Source organism: Enterobacter quasihormaechei (assembly GCF_004331385.1).
In the GTDB taxonomy this organism is placed as follows: Bacteria; Pseudomonadota; Gammaproteobacteria; order Enterobacterales; family Enterobacteriaceae; genus Enterobacter; species Enterobacter quasihormaechei.
Map to the genome: position 1 here is coordinate 274,316 of NZ_SJON01000004.1, position 15,303 is coordinate 289,618.

Below are 15,303 nucleotides of genomic sequence, written 5' to 3' on the forward strand. Positions count from 1 at the left end.
ACCGCCGTGAGGCGGTTAGCGGGTCAACAAGGGGCGTCGGGAAGGTTACTTCACGTAGGCGAGCAGGCTGAGTGAATCGCGTGCCAGCGCTTTGCATTTTTTAGCAGTGGGAATACCAATACCGCTTAAATCACGGTAGCTGTCTTCACCGAGCGCCTTCATGTCGAAGCTGTCGTAGTTGCTGAGGTCCCATTGGTTCTGCTGGGCAAAAAAGACCAGTGCGCGACGAATTTGCCCATTGGGTAAATTCTGGTAACCACAATCGTTTTTCAGAAAAACAAAAACTGCCGTCAGATCGGCCATATCTTCCGCTTCGTTTTCACTAAGCGCGTAACTGTTCGCACACATCGCCATCAGGCTGGCGAACAAAATTGTTCTGAAAAACGTCTTCATTGCCTTTACCACTGCATCACGGAAAATTAACGTTAGCATACTTGATGCCAGGCCGACGATCTTTATTATTGCCGCCGTGCTTGACCTTCCGGTAAGGGGAGGGTTTATGCTCAAAAGATCGCCGCCTGGAAATAAGGAAATGCACATGCAACGTCGTGATTTTTTAAAATATTCTGCCGCGCTGGGGGTTGCCAGCGCGTTACCGCTCTGGAGCCGCGCTGTTTTTGCCGCCGACAGACCTGCTTTACCGATCCCTGAGTTACTCAGCGCAGATGCCCGTAGCCGCATCCAGCTTGTGGTGCAGGCAGGCAAAACCACGTTCGGGCAACACGCCGCGACGACGTGGGGTTATAACGGCAATCTGCTCGGCCCGGCGTTGCAGCTACGAAAAGGGAAAGCGGTGACGGTAGACATTCATAACTCGCTTTCTGAAGAGACCACGGTGCACTGGCACGGGCTGGAAGTCCCGGGCGAAGTGGATGGTGGTCCCCAGGGCGTTATCAAGCCTGGGGGTAAACGCAGCGTAACCTTTACCCCTGACCAGCGGGCGGCAACCTGCTGGTTCCACCCGCATCAGCATGGCAAAACGGGCCATCAGGTGGCGATGGGGCTGGCCGGACTGGTGTTGATTGAGGATGACGAAAGCCGTCTCCTGCGCCTGCCAAAACAGTGGGGTATCGACGATGTGCCGGTGATTGTGCAGGACAAAAAATTCAGCGCTGACGGGCAAATTGACTATCAACTGGATGTGATGAGCGCGGCGGTAGGCTGGTTTGGCGATACGTTGCTGACCAACGGGGCAATCTACCCACAGCATGCCGCCCCGAAAGGCTGGCTGCGCTTACGCCTGCTTAACGGCTGTAACGCCCGCTCGCTGAACTTCGCCACCAGCGATAAGCGCCCGCTTTACGTGGTGGCAAGCGACGGCGGCCTGCTGCCGGAACCGGTAAAAGTGAGCGAGCTGCCGATGCTGATGGGCGAACGCTTCGAGGTGCTGGTGGATATCAGCGATGGCAAAGCGTTTGATCTCGTGACCCTGCCGGTCAGCCAGATGGGGATGGCCGTCGCGCCGTTTGATAAACCACACCCGGTGCTGAGCATTCAGCCACTACAGATCACCGCCTCCGGCACGCTGCCGGACACCCTGACCACGCTGCCTGCGCTCCCGTCGCTGGATGGGCTGACGCAGCGTAAGCTTCAGCTCTCTATGGACCCGATGCTCGACATGATGGGCATGCAGGCGCTGATGAAGAAGTATGGCAATCAGGCCATGGCGGGAATGCACCACGGCCAGATGATGGGCCACATGAATATGGACCACGGCAAGATGGGCGGCATGGATCACGGCGGACATGGCTTCGATTTCCACAACGCCAACCGTATCAACGGCCAGGCGTTCGATATGAACACACCGATGTTCGCCGCCACGAAAGGGCAGTTTGAGCGCTGGGTCATTTCAGGCGAAGGCGACATGATGCTGCACCCGTTCCATATCCACGGCACGCAGTTCCGCATCCTCTCCGAGAACGGTAAAGCGCCGGACGCGCATCGCGCGGGCTGGAAAGATACGGTGAGGGTGGAAGGCGGCGTCAGCGAGGTGCTGGTGAAGTTCGACCACGAGGCGCCGAAAGAGTTTGCTTATATGGCGCACTGTCACCTGCTGGAGCATGAAGATACGGGGATGATGCTGGGCTTTACCGTATAAAAAAAGCCGGGTGGCGGCTTCGCCTTACCCGGCCTACATAGGACACCCGAAAGCCCGGTATGCGTTAGCGCCACCGGGCTTTTTCATTACTTAGCGTCGTCAGGCAGTGCATACGCGACAATATAGTCGCCCATCTTCGTACCAAACGAACCGTGACCACCCGCAGAGATGACAACGTACTGCTTGCCATTCACTTCATAGGTCATCGGCGTTGCCTGGCCACCGGCCGGCAGACGGCCCTGCCACAGTTTTTCACCGTTGGTCATGTTGTACGCGCGCAGGTAGTTATCTGCGGTTGCCGCGATGAACAGCACGTTACCGGCGGTGGAAATTGGACCACCCAGCATTGGCATACCCATATTAAACGGCACCGGAACCGGCATCGGGAACGGCATGCTGTCCTGCGGCGTACCAATACGTTTCTTCCAGACAATCTTGTTGGTCTTCAGATCCAGGCCGGAGATATAACCCCAGGCAGGCTGTTTACACGGCAGACCGAACGGAGAGAGGAACGGATTCAGAGTCACGCCGTAAGGAACGCCATACTGCGGCTGGATACCGGCTTCGGTACCGCTGCCTTTCGCATCCTTCGGCTGCTCCATTGGGTTACCCGGACCGCGTGGGATCAGACGGGACACGAACGGCAGCGCCATTGGGTTAGCGATAGCGACCTGACGGTTCGGGTCAACGGAGATCCCGCCCCATTCGAACATCCCCAGGTTACCCGGGAAGACCAGCGTACCCTGCTCTGACGGTGGGGTGAAAATCCCTTCGTAGCGCAGCTGATGGAACATCACGCGGCATACCAGCTGGTCAAACATGGTGGCACCCCACATGTCTGCACCGCTGAGGTTTTTCTCCGGACGGAAGCTCAGGTCAGAGAACGGCTGCGTTTTGGTGACGTAGTCGCCTTTGGCAGCGCCCTGTGGAACCGGTTTTTCCGGCGCAGGCACAACCAGCTTACCGTTGCTGCGATCCAGCACGAAAATGTTGCCGGTTTTCGCCGGAGCGTAAATGACCGGCACGGTTTTGCCGTTAACGGTAATGTCCGCCAGCGTCGGCTGGGATGGCATATCCATATCCCACAGATCGTGGTGAACGGTCTGATAGCTCCACGCCAGTTTACCGGTCGTTGCGTTCAGCGCCACGATAGAGCTGGCGTAACGTTCCTGCTCCGGCGTGCGGTTACCGCCCCAGATATCCGGCGTGGTCACACCCATTGGCAGGTAAACCAGATCCAGCTTCGCGTCATACGCGGCCGGTGCCCAGGAGTTAGGCGAGTTAAAGGTAAAGGTGTGCTCGTCAGACGGGATTGCGTTTGGATCTTTCGCGCCCGGGTCGAAGGCCCACAGCAGTTTACCGGTGTTCACGTCGAAACCACGGATAACGCCGGAGGTTTCACGGGTAGAGAAGTTATCCGTTACCGAACCGGCAATCACGATGGTTTTATCGGTGATGATTGGCGGGGAGGTTGGCTCATACAGACCCGGCGTGGTGTCCGGCATGTTGGTCTGAAGATTCAGGATACCTTTGTTGGCGAAGGTTTCGCACAGCTTGCCGGTCTCAGCGTTAATGGCAAACAGGCGGCCATCGTTAACCGGCAGCATAATGCGGCGAGGACAGTCGGCAATGACTTCCGGGCTGGCATTATCCGCGCGCGCTTCGTGGTAAGAGACGCCGCGGCAGGTGATGTGCTGGAACGACGGGTTGGAGTTCAGCTGTGGATCGAAGTGCCATTTCTCTTTACCGGTGGCCGCGTCGAGCGCGAACAGACGCTGGTGCGCCGTACACAGGTAGAGCATGTTGCCCACTTTAATCGGGGTCACTTCGTTGGTCAGCTCACCCGGATCGTTCGGCATTTTCAGGTCGCCGGTGCGGAATACCCAGGCTTCCTTCAGGTTTTTCACGTTGTCCGCGTTGATCTGCTTCAGCGGGGAGTAGCGTTGACCTTCCTGATTACGGCCATAGGCGGGCCAGTCGCCGTCAGCCACCTGCGAAATAGCCGCGGCTGGCGTGGATTCTGTGTTCAGCGTACCGTGGATCTCCTGCGGGTCGTTGAAACCGGCCCAGGTCAGGATACCGCCGCTAATCAGCAGGGCAACGAGCAGGCCGGCTACGGCACCGCTGGACGGAACGATCAGGCGACGCCAGACAAACGGCAGGATCAGCCAGATACCGAAGAAGACCAGAATGTCGCTGCGCGGCGTCAGCGCCCAGAAGTCGAACCCGACTTCCCACACGCCCCAGATCATGGTGGCAAGGAGCAGGGCGGCATACAGCCACAGAGCAGAACGTTTTCTCCGCAACAGCAGGACGGTTACGCCCACCATAACCAGACCCGCAATCGGGTAGTACCAGGAGCCGCCAATAGCGACCAGCCAGACGCCACCGATCAACAAATACAGCGCGCAGAATGCGGCAAACGCGGCTGTTAATGTTACCAGTAGACGCGGCTGCTTAGTTTTTGTTTCAGCCATAGAAAAGTACTCGTCAGTTTTGTTAATTATTTGCTAGCAATTAATTATAGGTATTAACAACTGTGATCGGAATCACAAATATTGCTTTTATAACTCATACGCCAGGCTTATCCATTTACTGATATAATGGCTGGCTTGCGTATCGATGCCGGAGCAAGATTCATCCGCATTGAGAGATTTTCATTAAAATCATTTGGTTAGTAATATGAAACATACTGTTGAAGTGATGATCCCGGAAGCCGAGATCAAAGCGCGTATCGCCGAACTGGGTCGTCAAATCACCGAGCATTACAAGGACAGCGGCAGCGAAATGGTGCTGGTTGGTCTGCTGCGCGGTTCTTTCATGTTCATGGCAGACCTGTGCCGTGAAGTGCAGGTACCGCACGAGGTCGATTTTATGACCGCTTCCAGCTACGGTAGCGGCATGTCCACAACCCGTGATGTGAAAATCCTGAAAGATCTGGATGAAGATATTCGTGGCAAAGATGTGTTGATCGTTGAGGACATCATCGACTCCGGCAACACGCTCTCTAAAGTGCGGGAGATCCTGAGCCTGCGCGGACCTAAATCGCTGGCGATTTGTACCCTGCTGGACAAGCCTGAGCGCCGTGAAGTGCAGGTGCCGGTGGAGTTCGTTGGCTTCTCCATCCCGGATGAATTCGTCGTGGGTTACGGCATTGATTACGCCCAGCGTTATCGTCATCTGCCGTATGTTGGCAAGGTCGTGATGCTGGACGAGTAATCGTGGCGTGTTGCCCGGTGGCGCTCCGCTTACCGGGCCTACGAAAGGCTCGTGTAGGCCGGGTAAGGCGCAGCCGCCACCCGGCTTTGTTTATTTGTGGTTAACGTGCTTAAGCTTGAGGTTGGCAATCCCCGAGCGGTAACGCTGCTCCAGCGTTTCACGGTTGGTGGCGGTCACTTCCAGATTGCGCAGCAGGCCGTCGTGAATACCGTACGCCCAGCCGTGGATAGAGACCTTCTGCCCGCGTTTCCACGCCGACTGCATAATGGTAGAGTGGCCCAGGTTGTACACCTGCTCCATCACGTTCAGCTCGCACAGGGTGTCGAGACGGCGTTCCTGCGGCATTTCGCCCAGCAGTGAGCTATGTTTGAACCAGATATCACGAATGTGCAGCAGCCAGTTATCGATTAACCCCAGCTCTGTATTTTCGACCGCCGCCTGCACGCCGCCGCAGCCGTAGTGGCCGCAGATAATAATGTGCTCGACCTCCAGAACATCAACGGCATACTGAACAACCGAAAGGCAGTTGAGATCGGTATGAATAACCAGATTAGCAACGTTGCGGTGAACAAACAGTTCGCCAGGCTCAAGACCGGTCAGACGTTCGGCGGGGACGCGGCTGTCGGAACATCCAATCCAGAGAAAGCGCGGGTTCTGCGCTTGTGCTAGTTTTCCAAAAAATCCGGGGTCTTCCTCCACCAGCATTTTTGACCATAGTGCATTGTTGCTGATGAGTGTATCTATGTCGTTCATGGAGGTTAGCGACCTGTAACCAAGTGATTGCGTTGCGCTACTATAGGGTAACCCGACTTTTAATGAAACCACACAACGTGTGTCAGAACTTAAGGTAAGTTGAATTCATGGCGATTGCACTGGAGCTGGAACAGCTCAAAAAAACCTACCCGGGAGGCGTTCAGGCGCTGCGCGGGATAGATCTTAAAGTCGAAGCGGGAGATTTCTACGCGCTTCTGGGGCCGAACGGGGCGGGGAAATCCACCACCATCGGGATCATCAGCTCGCTGGTCAACAAAACTTCCGGTCGCGTCAGCGTGTTTGGCTACGATCTGCAAAAAGACGTGGTCAACGCCAAGCGTCAGCTGGGGCTGGTGCCGCAGGAGTTTAACTTCAACCCGTTTGAAACGGTGCAGCAGATTGTGGTTAACCAGGCGGGCTACTACGGCGTCGAGCGTAAAGAGGCGCTGGAGCGTAGCGAAAAGTACCTGAAACAGCTCGATCTGTGGGAAAAGCGTAACGAACGCGCGCGGATGTTGTCCGGGGGGATGAAGCGCCGCCTGATGATTGCCCGCGCGCTGATGCATGAGCCAAAGCTGCTTATTCTCGATGAGCCGACCGCCGGGGTGGATATTGAACTGCGTCGATCAATGTGGGGCTTCCTGAAGGATCTGAACGATAAAGGCACCACCATCATTCTGACCACGCACTATCTGGAAGAGGCGGAAATGCTGTGCCGCAATATCGGCATTATCCAGCACGGCGAGCTGGTGGAAAACACCTCAATGAAGAATCTGCTCTCCAAACTGAAATCAGAGACCTTTATCCTCGATCTGGCGGCGAAAAGCGCGCTGCCGAAGCTGGAGGGGTATAATTACCGTCTGGTCGATACCTCGACGCTGGAAGTGGAAGTGCTGCGCGAGCAGGGGATCAACAGCGTGTTTTCACAGCTGAGCGCGCAGGGCATTCAGGTATTAAGTATGCGTAACAAAGCGAACCGACTGGAAGAGCTGTTTGTCTCTCTGGTGCACGATAAACAAGGAGACAAGGCATGACGCATCTTTACTGGGTCGCGCTGAAAAGCATCTGGGCGAAAGAGATCAACCGCTTTATGCGTATCTGGGTGCAAACCCTGGTGCCGCCGGTTATCACCATGACGCTCTACTTCATCATTTTCGGTAACCTGATTGGTTCCCGCATCGGTGAGATGCACGGTTTCACCTATATGCAGTTCATCGTGCCGGGCCTGATCATGATGGCGGTGATCACCAACGCTTATGCGAACGTGGCGTCGTCGTTCTTCAGCGCCAAGTTCCAGCGCAACATTGAAGAGCTGCTGGTGGCGCCGGTGCCAACGCACGTCATCATCGCCGGTTACGTGGGCGGCGGCGTGGCGCGCGGGCTGTGCGTGGGGATCCTGGTAACGGCCATTTCGCTGTTCTTCGTGCCGTTCCAGGTTCACTCCTGGCTGTTCGTGGCGCTGACGCTGCTGCTGACGGCAATCCTGTTCTCGCTGGCCGGCTTGCTGAATGCGGTGTTCGCTAAAACGTTTGACGACATCAGCCTGATCCCGACCTTTGTGCTGACGCCGCTGACCTACCTCGGCGGGGTGTTCTACTCCCTGACGCTGCTGCCGCCGTTCTGGCAGGCGCTCTCGCACCTGAACCCGATTGTCTATATGATCAGCGGTTTCCGCTTCGGTTTCCTCGGCATTACCGACGTGCCGCTGTTCACCACCGTCGTCGTGCTGGCGGTGTTTATCGTGGCGTTCTACCTGCTGTGCTGGTATCTGATCCAGCGTGGTCGCGGCCTGCGCAGCTAAACCTCTGCCTTCTGCCCGGCAACGTACCGTCTGCCGGGCACTTTCTTTGACAGTTATCACCGTAAACTAACCTTCACTCCGGTAAACTACTCGCCTGCTAAGGAGAGACGTTATGCTGGGATGGGTGATCACCTGCCACGATGAAGTGGCGCAGGAAATGCTGCTGAAGCTGGAGGCCCGATTTGGTCCCCTGGCGCAATGCCGCGCGGTAAACTACTGGCGAGGGCTAAGCACCAACATGCTCAGCCGAATGATGTGCGACGCGCTGCATGAAACCGACACCGGTGATGGGGTGATTTTTCTCACCGACAGATCGGGCGCGGCGCCTTATCGTTCAGCGGCATTAATGAGCCACAAGCACGATAATTGTGAAGTGATCTCCGGTATCAGCCTGCCGTTACTCGAAGTCATGTACCCGCTACGCGCAACGTTGAGCAGCGCTGAGTTTCGCCACGCCATTGTGGCGCAGGGCTTGCCGGGCGTGAGTAGCCTATGGCACCAGCAGCAGAAAAACCCGCCTTTCGTTCTGCTTCACGATCTGTATAAGCATTAAACATTGGTATTGATGACGCTTTTGCTACAATGGCGGCTGATTTTCCGTGTCGATTTATATCCCATGCTCATGCGCGTTATCTTTATCCTTCTGCTGCTGGTTTCCGGTGGTGCGTCTGCCAGCCTGACCAGCCAGCAAAGCCTGCCTGCTCAATATATGCAAACCACTGAAGATGCGGCCATATGGGCGCAGGTGGGTAACGCCGTGGTGAACGTGGGTAACGTCCGCGCCGGGCAGATCCTCGCCGTTTTTCCGGCGGCAGCTGATTACTACGAATTTCGTTTTGGATTTGGCACGGGCTTTATTGATAAAGACCACCTTGAGAAAGTGCAGGGTAAACAACGCGTTGAGGATAGCCTGGGCGACCTCAATAAGCCGCTCAGTAATCAAAACCTCATCACCTGGAAAGACACGCCTGTCTACAATGCCCCCAGCAGCGGAAGCGCGCCGTTTGGCACCTTAAGCGCCAATCTTCGCTATCCGATCCTGAATAAGCTGAAAGACCGTCTGAACCAGACCTGGTTCCAGATCCGTATCGGCAATCGTCTGGCGTGGATCAGCAGCCTGGACGCGCAGGATGATAACGGGCTGCCGGTTCTGACCTACCACCATATTCTGCGTGATGAAGAGAACACCCGTTTTCGCCACACCTCCACGACGACCAGCGTACGCGCGTTTAATAACCAGATGGCCTGGCTACGCGATCAAGGCTATACCACGCTGACGATGTACCAGCTGGAAGGGTACGTGCGTAACAAAATGAACCTCCCCGCGAAAGCGGTGGTGATCACCTTTGACGACGGCCTCAAATCGGTGAGCCGCTACGCGTATCCGGTGCTGAAAAAATATGGCTTCAACGCCACGGCGTTTATTATTTCATCCCGTATCAAGGGCCATCCGCAAAAGTGGGACCCAAAATCGCTACAGTTTATGAGCGTTCAGGAAATTAAGAGCATCCAGGACGTGTTCGACATCCAGTCTCACACCCATTTTCTGCATCGCGTGGATGGGTATAAACACCCCATCTTACTGAGCCGCAGCTATCATGTGATCCTGTTTGATTTTGAACGCTCGCGGCGTGCGCTGGCGCAGTTCAATCCGCGCGTGCTGTATCTGTCGTATCCGTTTGGCGGCTATGATAAAAAAGCGATAAAGGCGGCGAATGATGCCGGTTTCCATCTGGCCGTGACGACGATGAAGGGGAAGGTGAAGCCGGGGGATAATCCGTTCTTACTGAAACGCCTGTATATCTTAAGAACGGATTCGCTGGAGACGATGTCGCGGCTGATCAGTAATCAGCCGCAGGGGTAGGTATTAGTCGTAGGAGAGGGTGAACACGCCTGTGGCCTTAAACGCGCCGGGCTTGACCGTACTGCCATTCGCGACCAGCTGAGCCACGTAGTCAATCTGCGTCGAGCCGGGAACGGTGGTATCCGTCATGATGTACGACGAGTTCGCGTTATTTGGAATAAGCTGCGAATTTCCGTTATACATGATCCGCACGCCTGCGCCTTCAGCCCCCGATGTAAGGGTGTTGCCCAGCAAATCGTTGCCTGTGCCCGTCAGCTTTGTGGTCGTAAGCTTGGTGGTAAACTTCGTCGTGCTGGTGCAGCTATTTAAATGTATGGAGAAGGGCACGTCTTTGACGTTGTTATTTTTGATATCGGAAATAAAATAATCCCCCAGGTTCACCGTGTCCGTGCCGTCTGACAGCATGGCGATATCGCAGGTGGGCAGTATGATGGGGATCTGGAATGAATTTTCATTAACCATAAACGTATAGGGTTTGTTATTACTATCATTTGGATCATTGCCAAGTGCCATTTTTCCCAGTGTGCCAGCCTTAGGCTTGATTACGGTTATTTTATTTGGATTGCCAACATAGCCATCACTAATAAAGACGTCCACCTGCGTGTTAAGCCATTTCCTATCCCAAGGGTCACTTCTATCGGACCCGGCGACGGTGGCCCAACCTGTGGTGTTCGTCGTAAAATATCCTCCCGCACCTCCGTTTTCCGATGCGCGAACCCTAACGAGATAATAGATGCCGGGGATATTAGTTTCGAACATGGCACTACCGTTCCACCCACCCTTCAACAACTCAGGGTTTGTTTGTGACAGAAGATTATAGCCATCGTTTCCTGGACCACAATCACCCTGAATTCCTGGTGTCAGATTAACTATAAATGAGGCGATTGCGGTAAAACCGACAGGTGGAGGGAGTCGCACCGTAGCACCAGAGTATTGGGAATTGACAAGCGTAGTTGTTCCGCCATATCCATCATTTATTCGACACTCCCCTGCCCAGCTAATTGGGCTAAGGGATAATAATAAACATGTAGAGACAAAAGCCATCGTTCTTTTAAAAATATTGTTATGTATTATATAGTTGAACATTCTCATCCGTATCCTGTTCTGGTTATTACTCGTAAGTGACATCAACCAGCACTTTGCTCGTGACAATACCGCCAGTTACAACGCCGATATTCTGATATCTGACGTAGAACTGATAATCCCTTAAAAAGGCGGTATCTTGACCACTCACGTCATAGACGACTTTTGACGAACCATCGCTGTTCAAAACGTTGGTTTTATTTTTCTCAGAGAAAAGGACGACGCCAACATTTTTGGCTGCCCCTGCAACGGTCTCTTCACTTTTAAATACCTGGTTTTGTCCCGGCCAAAATCCTGATTGTGGCGAGAAGCTAAAATTCAGCTTTTTAGCCGTGCTGCTGTCTCCGTAGCAATCATCAACATGGATCTTAAAAGGGGTTCCGCTTGCATCATCGGTAGCCGTATACCGATCGCTACCATCAGCGTTATAAAACCAATTCCGCATTACGTTGGGGAGATAAATTTCTCCGCCATTCTCGACGCTTAACTTGCAGGTGCTATTAACAATATTGGCTGTAAGATTTACGTCGAGCCCAGCACCTGCCTGGCTTACGCCAGGCAGACTCCCGCCAGCCAGAGCCATAAGCAACACAAGACCGGGCTGGTATAATATAAACGGTGATTGTTGCATAATGGTTCCTGGGATTAGGGGTAGGTGACAGTAAAGGTTACCGGTGCGGTAACGGCACCTGCGCCAACATCAGCAATGGTTTGGCCTTGACCAATGACGATACGTGAGTTCATTGGGAGTTCGCCCTTGCCGTCAGTAATTGTCACTTCCTGATCTGCCGGAGGAGTGTTGCAACTCATCAAAACGCCGGTGTCGACAAGGCCTGACCAGATTTCAAAACCGGTTGCTAAGCCGCCAGAGAAAGAGTCACCCGTTTTAGTTGTGCCACTACATTCCCCGCCTGCCCCTTTCGCAGCGGATACCGTTGCCTTGGTAACCCCAGAGCAGTTAGTGAAGTTGATTTTCAGCGGCTCGACGCGACTTTTATTCACCAGATCGGATTTATAGACGTCGCCAAACGCAATTTCAGTAGACGCAGTGCCTGCATCGTTAAGCACTTTTGCTGTACAGGTGCCTGATACAATTTTTGTTTTAATTGTTAATTCGACACTGCTGGTACCTGTAATTGCTGCACTTGCCATTCCTGAGAACAGAAGGGCAGAAACGGACAGGGCGATAAAAGTTGATTTCATTTTCATAATGTTGCTCCGTTTTCCTGCACCAATCATTCGTAGCTGAATTCAAAAGTCGCCACGGCCTGAAAATCGCCGATTGTCATGCTATTTGCCTTGGTTTCACGTAAGGTGGCCATCAGAGCAACTTCTTTATTCTGGATCTCTGTAGGGTTCCAGACCAGACGCTCCGCATCCACGGTAGAGTTAACGATAAAGGGGGCTTCTGGTGTACTCGCTCTGGCGATTTCGACTGAGGCGTAATCTGCTGCGCCTGAGGCTGCCTGGTTAATGATCCCTGAGGGTAAATAACCCGATTTTTTTCCCTTTACGGTTGTTTTTAATGAGGTCAGCGACGCTGGGCATTCAACCATCACGATTTTGAAAGTGGCATTTGCCGCTCCGGCTTTGACATCATCCAAACGCACCTGACCATTGTTACCCAGCGTCAGCGTTTGTGCTGTATCTGAACCCTCGCCCCCCACCAGCTTCATATCGCAGGTAGTTTCGCGAATATTGGCGGTGAAGTTAACGTTCAGATCGGTGGCCGCAGCTGCACCCGACATCGCTAACAGGCTTAATGCGATTAATGAATAACCGCAATGTTGTTTCTTCATATTATTTCCCATGGAGATGATTCCCTGTTTAAAGCTTTACATTTGACACTGCTGATTATTCAGAAGGGTGGTGAGGCCAACCTTCTTCGCATCGGCCGGGATGTGATAGCGCACGGTGCAGGTGCTGGTGCCGTCACTGCCCCATACCACGCGAAGGACGCCTTTATCTTCCACGCCGCGCACGTAGGCCTGACCTGCCTGACCGACCGTACCGATAGGCTCGTTTTTCTCGTTCAGCACGTCGGCGCCTAACGGAATGAAGCCTTTATCAGAACGATGCAGATCCAGTACCAGCGAACGTCCCTCGTCCGTTTCAAAATTCACTAACACGACGGAACCGTTTCGCGGCACGGTGACGGCGCTGGTGTTTTTGATTTCAACATCCGCTTCGAGGGTGCTGATATCCAGGTAAACCCGGTTTTCCCGGTAGGCGGACATCGACGGCATGATTCCATAGCCCGAACTGTTAATGCGGCCCTGGCCGTAGCCCAGACGCGCATTTTTGGCGCCGCTGGCTTTTACCAGTGCCAGCGAATCCGTTTCACCGATGCTGCCCGGTGCAAGGACCACGCCGCCCGAGTGAACCACCATTCCACCGCTGTAGCTCGCCGAGTATTGTTTGCTGTTGTCATCACCAAAGGAGGCTGACAGGCCGAGCGGCCCGTACGGGCTATTCCAGGAGCTAAAGCCGCTGATCTGGTTCAGGTTGCCGAAGTTGCCCCCGCTTGACGATTCGCTGACCGAGTAGCTCAGGTCGTTATTTTGGGTGCTGCCGCTCGCCGTCGAGTTGAAGCTGGTGCCACCCTTTAAATCTGAGCGCAGGCTCATGTTGATGTTGTTAAAGCCGCCCGTTTGTGAACTCTCTTTGCTGAAAACGCTGAACGGAACACTGACGTTGAGATACACGCTATCGTCTTTCTCGCCCGAATCGTCATAGGTGCGCTGGACCGACACGCTGTAGCTACCGTATGCAAAGCTGTTGTTATAGCCCAGGCTGTAGTCAGACGTAGAGCTGGTGTTGTTCCAGTAATCCTGCCAGGTACCGCTGACGTAGAGCGATCCATAGTCTTCGCCATTCCTGTTCAGGGGCTGGTTAAGGCTGATCTGCACCTGATTTTTCGTACGCTGATAGTCAGCGTAAAGCTCAGCGTTGCTGTCGTAGGTGCGGTTGCCGTACTCCTCGTTATGAATACCGTCCTGTAGAGAGGCGGCATCATTCAGACTGAGGTAATCTTCCGTGGAGAAGCGATACGCGGCCACGTTGAATGAGGTATTGGTTGTTTCCAGCATTTTGCTGTAGGTCAGCCGGTAACTTTGCCCTTTGAGCGTACCGAGGCCGTCGATATCCGCATGTGACTGGGTGACGTCGAACGCAAATGCACCGATGCTGGTGTTCATCGCCAGACCCAGCAGCCCGGCGTAGAAATCCATATCCGTGTACTGTGCTCCCACGTAGCCAGTAAACGTGTTGTTCAGACCGTAGGCGTAAGTGGCGTAACCCACGTTGGGTTTGTCGCGCAGTGAATCATCGCTCAGCTCCCCTAAGCCCACGTCCCAACGGCTTGAGCCTGGACGAAGCATTTGGGTGACGGAGGAGAACGGCACGGTAAACGTACGTTTGCTTCCGTCCGCTTCCTCAACGGTGACAATCAAATCGTTGCCATAGCCTGTTGTGCTGAGGTCGTTAATCTCAAATGCGCCCGGCGGGACGGTGGTTTCATAAATCTTGTTGCCGCTCTGGACCACGCTGACTTTGGCGTTACTGTTAGCCACGCCGCGGATGACGGGCGCGTAGCCAGATGCCCCCTGAGGGAGCATGCGATCGTCGTTATACATGCGCGCACCGCGCAGGTTTACAGAATCAAAGGCGTCGCCGCGGGTGAAGGAATCACCCAAAACCAGCTGTGCATTCAGGGGCGTAATATCGCGCTGAAGATAAATGTCCTGACTCGAATAGTGGGAACCGTTGTCGCTTTCCCAGTTCAGGCTGCCGCGAGAGCGCAAGCGCCACGGTCCCATGTTCAGGCCATAGCGCAACCCCGCATAGGCGGTATCCGAACTCGTCCCGCTCGTTTCGCTATGCCATGCGTTGAGATCGTAAGAGAGCAGCCCCGCCGGCACGCCGTCTTCCCAAAGCGAGGGGTCGACATAGCCTGCGGGCTGCTTAAGCACGTAGATCTGCGGGAAATTAAGGTCTATCTCCTGTTTGCCGCTGTCAAAGTTTGCAGACGCGCCGGGATAGTTTTCCTTGATGTTTACGCAGGCCGTTTCGTCATCCTGTTCGTCATTTTTCAAGACGCTGGTATCAATGCCTGATTGGGACAGGATAAGTTTCGTCAGACACGCCGAGGCGCGCGGCGTTTTATTATCAACAAAGTTTATCTCTAGCGTGGATTTTGACTTGCCATTCAAATTGACCTTGACGCGGTAGGTTCCCGGCAGAACCGGGTTACCGTAAGCATAACGATCGACGTTGATACTCCCACTATTATCGATAAGAAACTGGTCGTTAAATTCAACGGCTGAATCTGATTCGGAAATGTTGTCGACAGCGTTATTTTCATTTTCGCTGGCATACAGCGGCAGTGCAGCGCAAATAGCGAGACATAAAAGTGATCGTTGAAATAACATGATTTTACCAATCAGGTCACGTTTGAATACCCGAAGTATTCAAACAACTTATATT

Annotated in this window: 14 protein-coding genes; 6 read left to right on the plus strand and 8 right to left on the minus strand. The window is 54.0% G+C overall.

All coding sequences use genetic code 11. The features are described from left to right. Positions 1–45 precede the first annotated feature (45 nt). Entirely contained in the window at positions 46–393 is a 348-nt protein-coding gene (locus tag E0L16_RS08135) for a YacC family pilotin-like protein (protein ID WP_003856306.1), read from the minus strand. A 145-nt stretch (positions 394–538) separates the two neighbouring features. Here E0L16_RS08135 and cueO point away from each other — a divergent pair, with 145 nt between their 5' ends. After that, complete coding sequence (gene cueO / locus E0L16_RS08140) at positions 539–2,098, plus strand: multicopper oxidase CueO (protein ID WP_131636687.1); 1,560 nt, start codon at positions 539–541, stop codon at positions 2,096–2,098. A gap of 86 nt (positions 2,099–2,184) precedes the next feature. Here the strand turns inward: cueO and E0L16_RS08145 are convergent, their stop codons facing one another. Continuing rightward, positions 2,185–4,575, minus strand: a complete 2,391-nt coding sequence (locus E0L16_RS08145; RefSeq protein WP_063450629.1) for a glucose/quinate/shikimate family membrane-bound PQQ-dependent dehydrogenase — start codon at positions 4,573–4,575, stop codon at positions 2,185–2,187. A 205-nt stretch (positions 4,576–4,780) separates the two neighbouring features. Here E0L16_RS08145 and hpt point away from each other — a divergent pair, with 205 nt between their 5' ends. After that, positions 4,781–5,317: a hypoxanthine phosphoribosyltransferase gene (gene hpt, locus E0L16_RS08150; protein WP_063450628.1), complete on the plus strand. Its 537-nt coding sequence runs from the start codon at positions 4,781–4,783 to the stop codon at positions 5,315–5,317. Positions 5,318–5,407: 90 nt separating this feature from the next. Here hpt and can read toward each other — a convergent pair whose 3' ends face one another. Continuing rightward, positions 5,408–6,070 carry a carbonate dehydratase gene (can, locus tag E0L16_RS08155; RefSeq protein WP_003856301.1) on the minus strand — a complete coding sequence of 221 codons (663 nt, stop codon included), beginning with the start codon at positions 6,068–6,070 and terminating at the stop codon, positions 5,408–5,410. A 107-nt stretch (positions 6,071–6,177) separates the two neighbouring features. On the opposite strand from can, the gene E0L16_RS08160 reads away from it, so the two are divergent. The 4 genes from E0L16_RS08160 (at position 6,178) to E0L16_RS08175 (ending at position 9,735) form a co-directional block, all read left to right on the plus strand. Further along, positions 6,178–7,104 carry an ABC transporter ATP-binding protein gene (locus tag E0L16_RS08160; protein ID WP_003856300.1) on the plus strand — a complete coding sequence of 309 codons (927 nt, stop codon included), beginning with the start codon at positions 6,178–6,180 and terminating at the stop codon, positions 7,102–7,104. After that, the gene (locus E0L16_RS08165) at positions 7,101–7,871 is read left to right on the plus strand and encodes an ABC transporter permease (RefSeq protein WP_006810078.1); all 771 of its coding nucleotides are present in this window, start codon (positions 7,101–7,103) and stop codon (positions 7,869–7,871) included. The genes E0L16_RS08160 and E0L16_RS08165 overlap by 4 nt, the downstream gene beginning before the upstream one ends. A gap of 112 nt (positions 7,872–7,983) precedes the next feature. Continuing rightward, positions 7,984–8,424, plus strand: coding sequence for a PTS sugar transporter subunit IIA (locus E0L16_RS08170; RefSeq protein WP_063867474.1), 441 nt, complete (start codon positions 7,984–7,986; stop codon positions 8,422–8,424). A 63-nt stretch (positions 8,425–8,487) separates the two neighbouring features. Continuing rightward, on the plus strand, positions 8,488–9,735 hold the full coding sequence (locus tag E0L16_RS08175) for a polysaccharide deacetylase family protein (protein WP_131636688.1): 1,248 nt from the start codon (positions 8,488–8,490) through the stop codon (positions 9,733–9,735). A 3-nt stretch (positions 9,736–9,738) separates the two neighbouring features. On the opposite strand, the gene E0L16_RS08180 is transcribed toward E0L16_RS08175, so the two are convergent. From E0L16_RS08180 to E0L16_RS08200, 5 genes are read right to left on the minus strand one after another with little or no spacing between them, the layout of a single operon-like run. Further along, positions 9,739–10,821, minus strand: a complete 1,083-nt coding sequence (locus E0L16_RS08180) for a fimbrial protein (protein ID WP_165498402.1) — start codon at positions 10,819–10,821, stop codon at positions 9,739–9,741. Positions 10,822–10,846: 25 nt separating this feature from the next. After that, the gene (locus tag E0L16_RS08185) at positions 10,847–11,449 is read right to left on the minus strand and encodes a fimbrial-like protein (protein WP_131636690.1); all 603 of its coding nucleotides are present in this window, start codon (positions 11,447–11,449) and stop codon (positions 10,847–10,849) included. Positions 11,450–11,463: 14 nt separating this feature from the next. Continuing rightward, the gene (locus tag E0L16_RS08190; RefSeq protein WP_131636691.1) at positions 11,464–12,027 is read right to left on the minus strand and encodes a fimbrial protein; all 564 of its coding nucleotides are present in this window, start codon (positions 12,025–12,027) and stop codon (positions 11,464–11,466) included. Positions 12,028–12,053: 26 nt separating this feature from the next. After that, positions 12,054–12,617 (minus strand): fimbrial protein, encoded by a 564-nt coding sequence (locus tag E0L16_RS08195; protein ID WP_131636692.1) that lies wholly within the window; start codon positions 12,615–12,617, stop codon positions 12,054–12,056. Positions 12,618–12,653: 36 nt separating this feature from the next. Then, a complete protein-coding gene (locus E0L16_RS08200) occupies positions 12,654–15,248 on the minus strand; it encodes an outer membrane usher protein (protein WP_131636693.1) in 2,595 nt (864 codons plus the stop codon). Between the last annotated feature and the right edge of the window lie 55 nt (positions 15,249–15,303).

What these genes read in the sequence shown, in the direction of transcription:
- E0L16_RS08165 (WP_006810078.1), top strand. Translation starts at nt 7,101, where the DNA reads ATGACGCATCTTTACTGGGTCGCGCTGAAAAGCATCTGGGCGAAAGAG.
- E0L16_RS08180 (WP_165498402.1), bottom strand. Translation starts at nt 10,821, where the DNA reads ATGTTCAACTATATAATACATAACAATATTTTTAAAAGAACGATGGCT.
- E0L16_RS08135 (WP_003856306.1), bottom strand. Translation starts at nt 393, where the DNA reads ATGAAGACGTTTTTCAGAACAATTTTGTTCGCCAGCCTGATGGCGATG.
- E0L16_RS08195 (WP_131636692.1), bottom strand. Translation starts at nt 12,617, where the DNA reads ATGAAGAAACAACATTGCGGTTATTCATTAATCGCATTAAGCCTGTTA.
- E0L16_RS08175 (WP_131636688.1), top strand. Translation starts at nt 8,488, where the DNA reads ATGCTCATGCGCGTTATCTTTATCCTTCTGCTGCTGGTTTCCGGTGGT.
- E0L16_RS08200 (WP_131636693.1), bottom strand. Translation starts at nt 15,248, where the DNA reads ATGTTATTTCAACGATCACTTTTATGTCTCGCTATTTGCGCTGCACTG.
- E0L16_RS08185 (WP_131636690.1), bottom strand. Translation starts at nt 11,449, where the DNA reads ATGCAACAATCACCGTTTATATTATACCAGCCCGGTCTTGTGTTGCTT.
- hpt (WP_063450628.1), top strand. Translation starts at nt 4,781, where the DNA reads ATGAAACATACTGTTGAAGTGATGATCCCGGAAGCCGAGATCAAAGCG.
- E0L16_RS08170 (WP_063867474.1), top strand. Translation starts at nt 7,984, where the DNA reads ATGCTGGGATGGGTGATCACCTGCCACGATGAAGTGGCGCAGGAAATG.
- E0L16_RS08190 (WP_131636691.1), bottom strand. Translation starts at nt 12,027, where the DNA reads ATGAAAATGAAATCAACTTTTATCGCCCTGTCCGTTTCTGCCCTTCTG.
- can (WP_003856301.1), bottom strand. Translation starts at nt 6,070, where the DNA reads ATGAACGACATAGATACACTCATCAGCAACAATGCACTATGGTCAAAA.
- cueO (WP_131636687.1), top strand. Translation starts at nt 539, where the DNA reads ATGCAACGTCGTGATTTTTTAAAATATTCTGCCGCGCTGGGGGTTGCC.
- E0L16_RS08160 (WP_003856300.1), top strand. Translation starts at nt 6,178, where the DNA reads ATGGCGATTGCACTGGAGCTGGAACAGCTCAAAAAAACCTACCCGGGA.
- E0L16_RS08145 (WP_063450629.1), bottom strand. Translation starts at nt 4,575, where the DNA reads ATGGCTGAAACAAAAACTAAGCAGCCGCGTCTACTGGTAACATTAACA.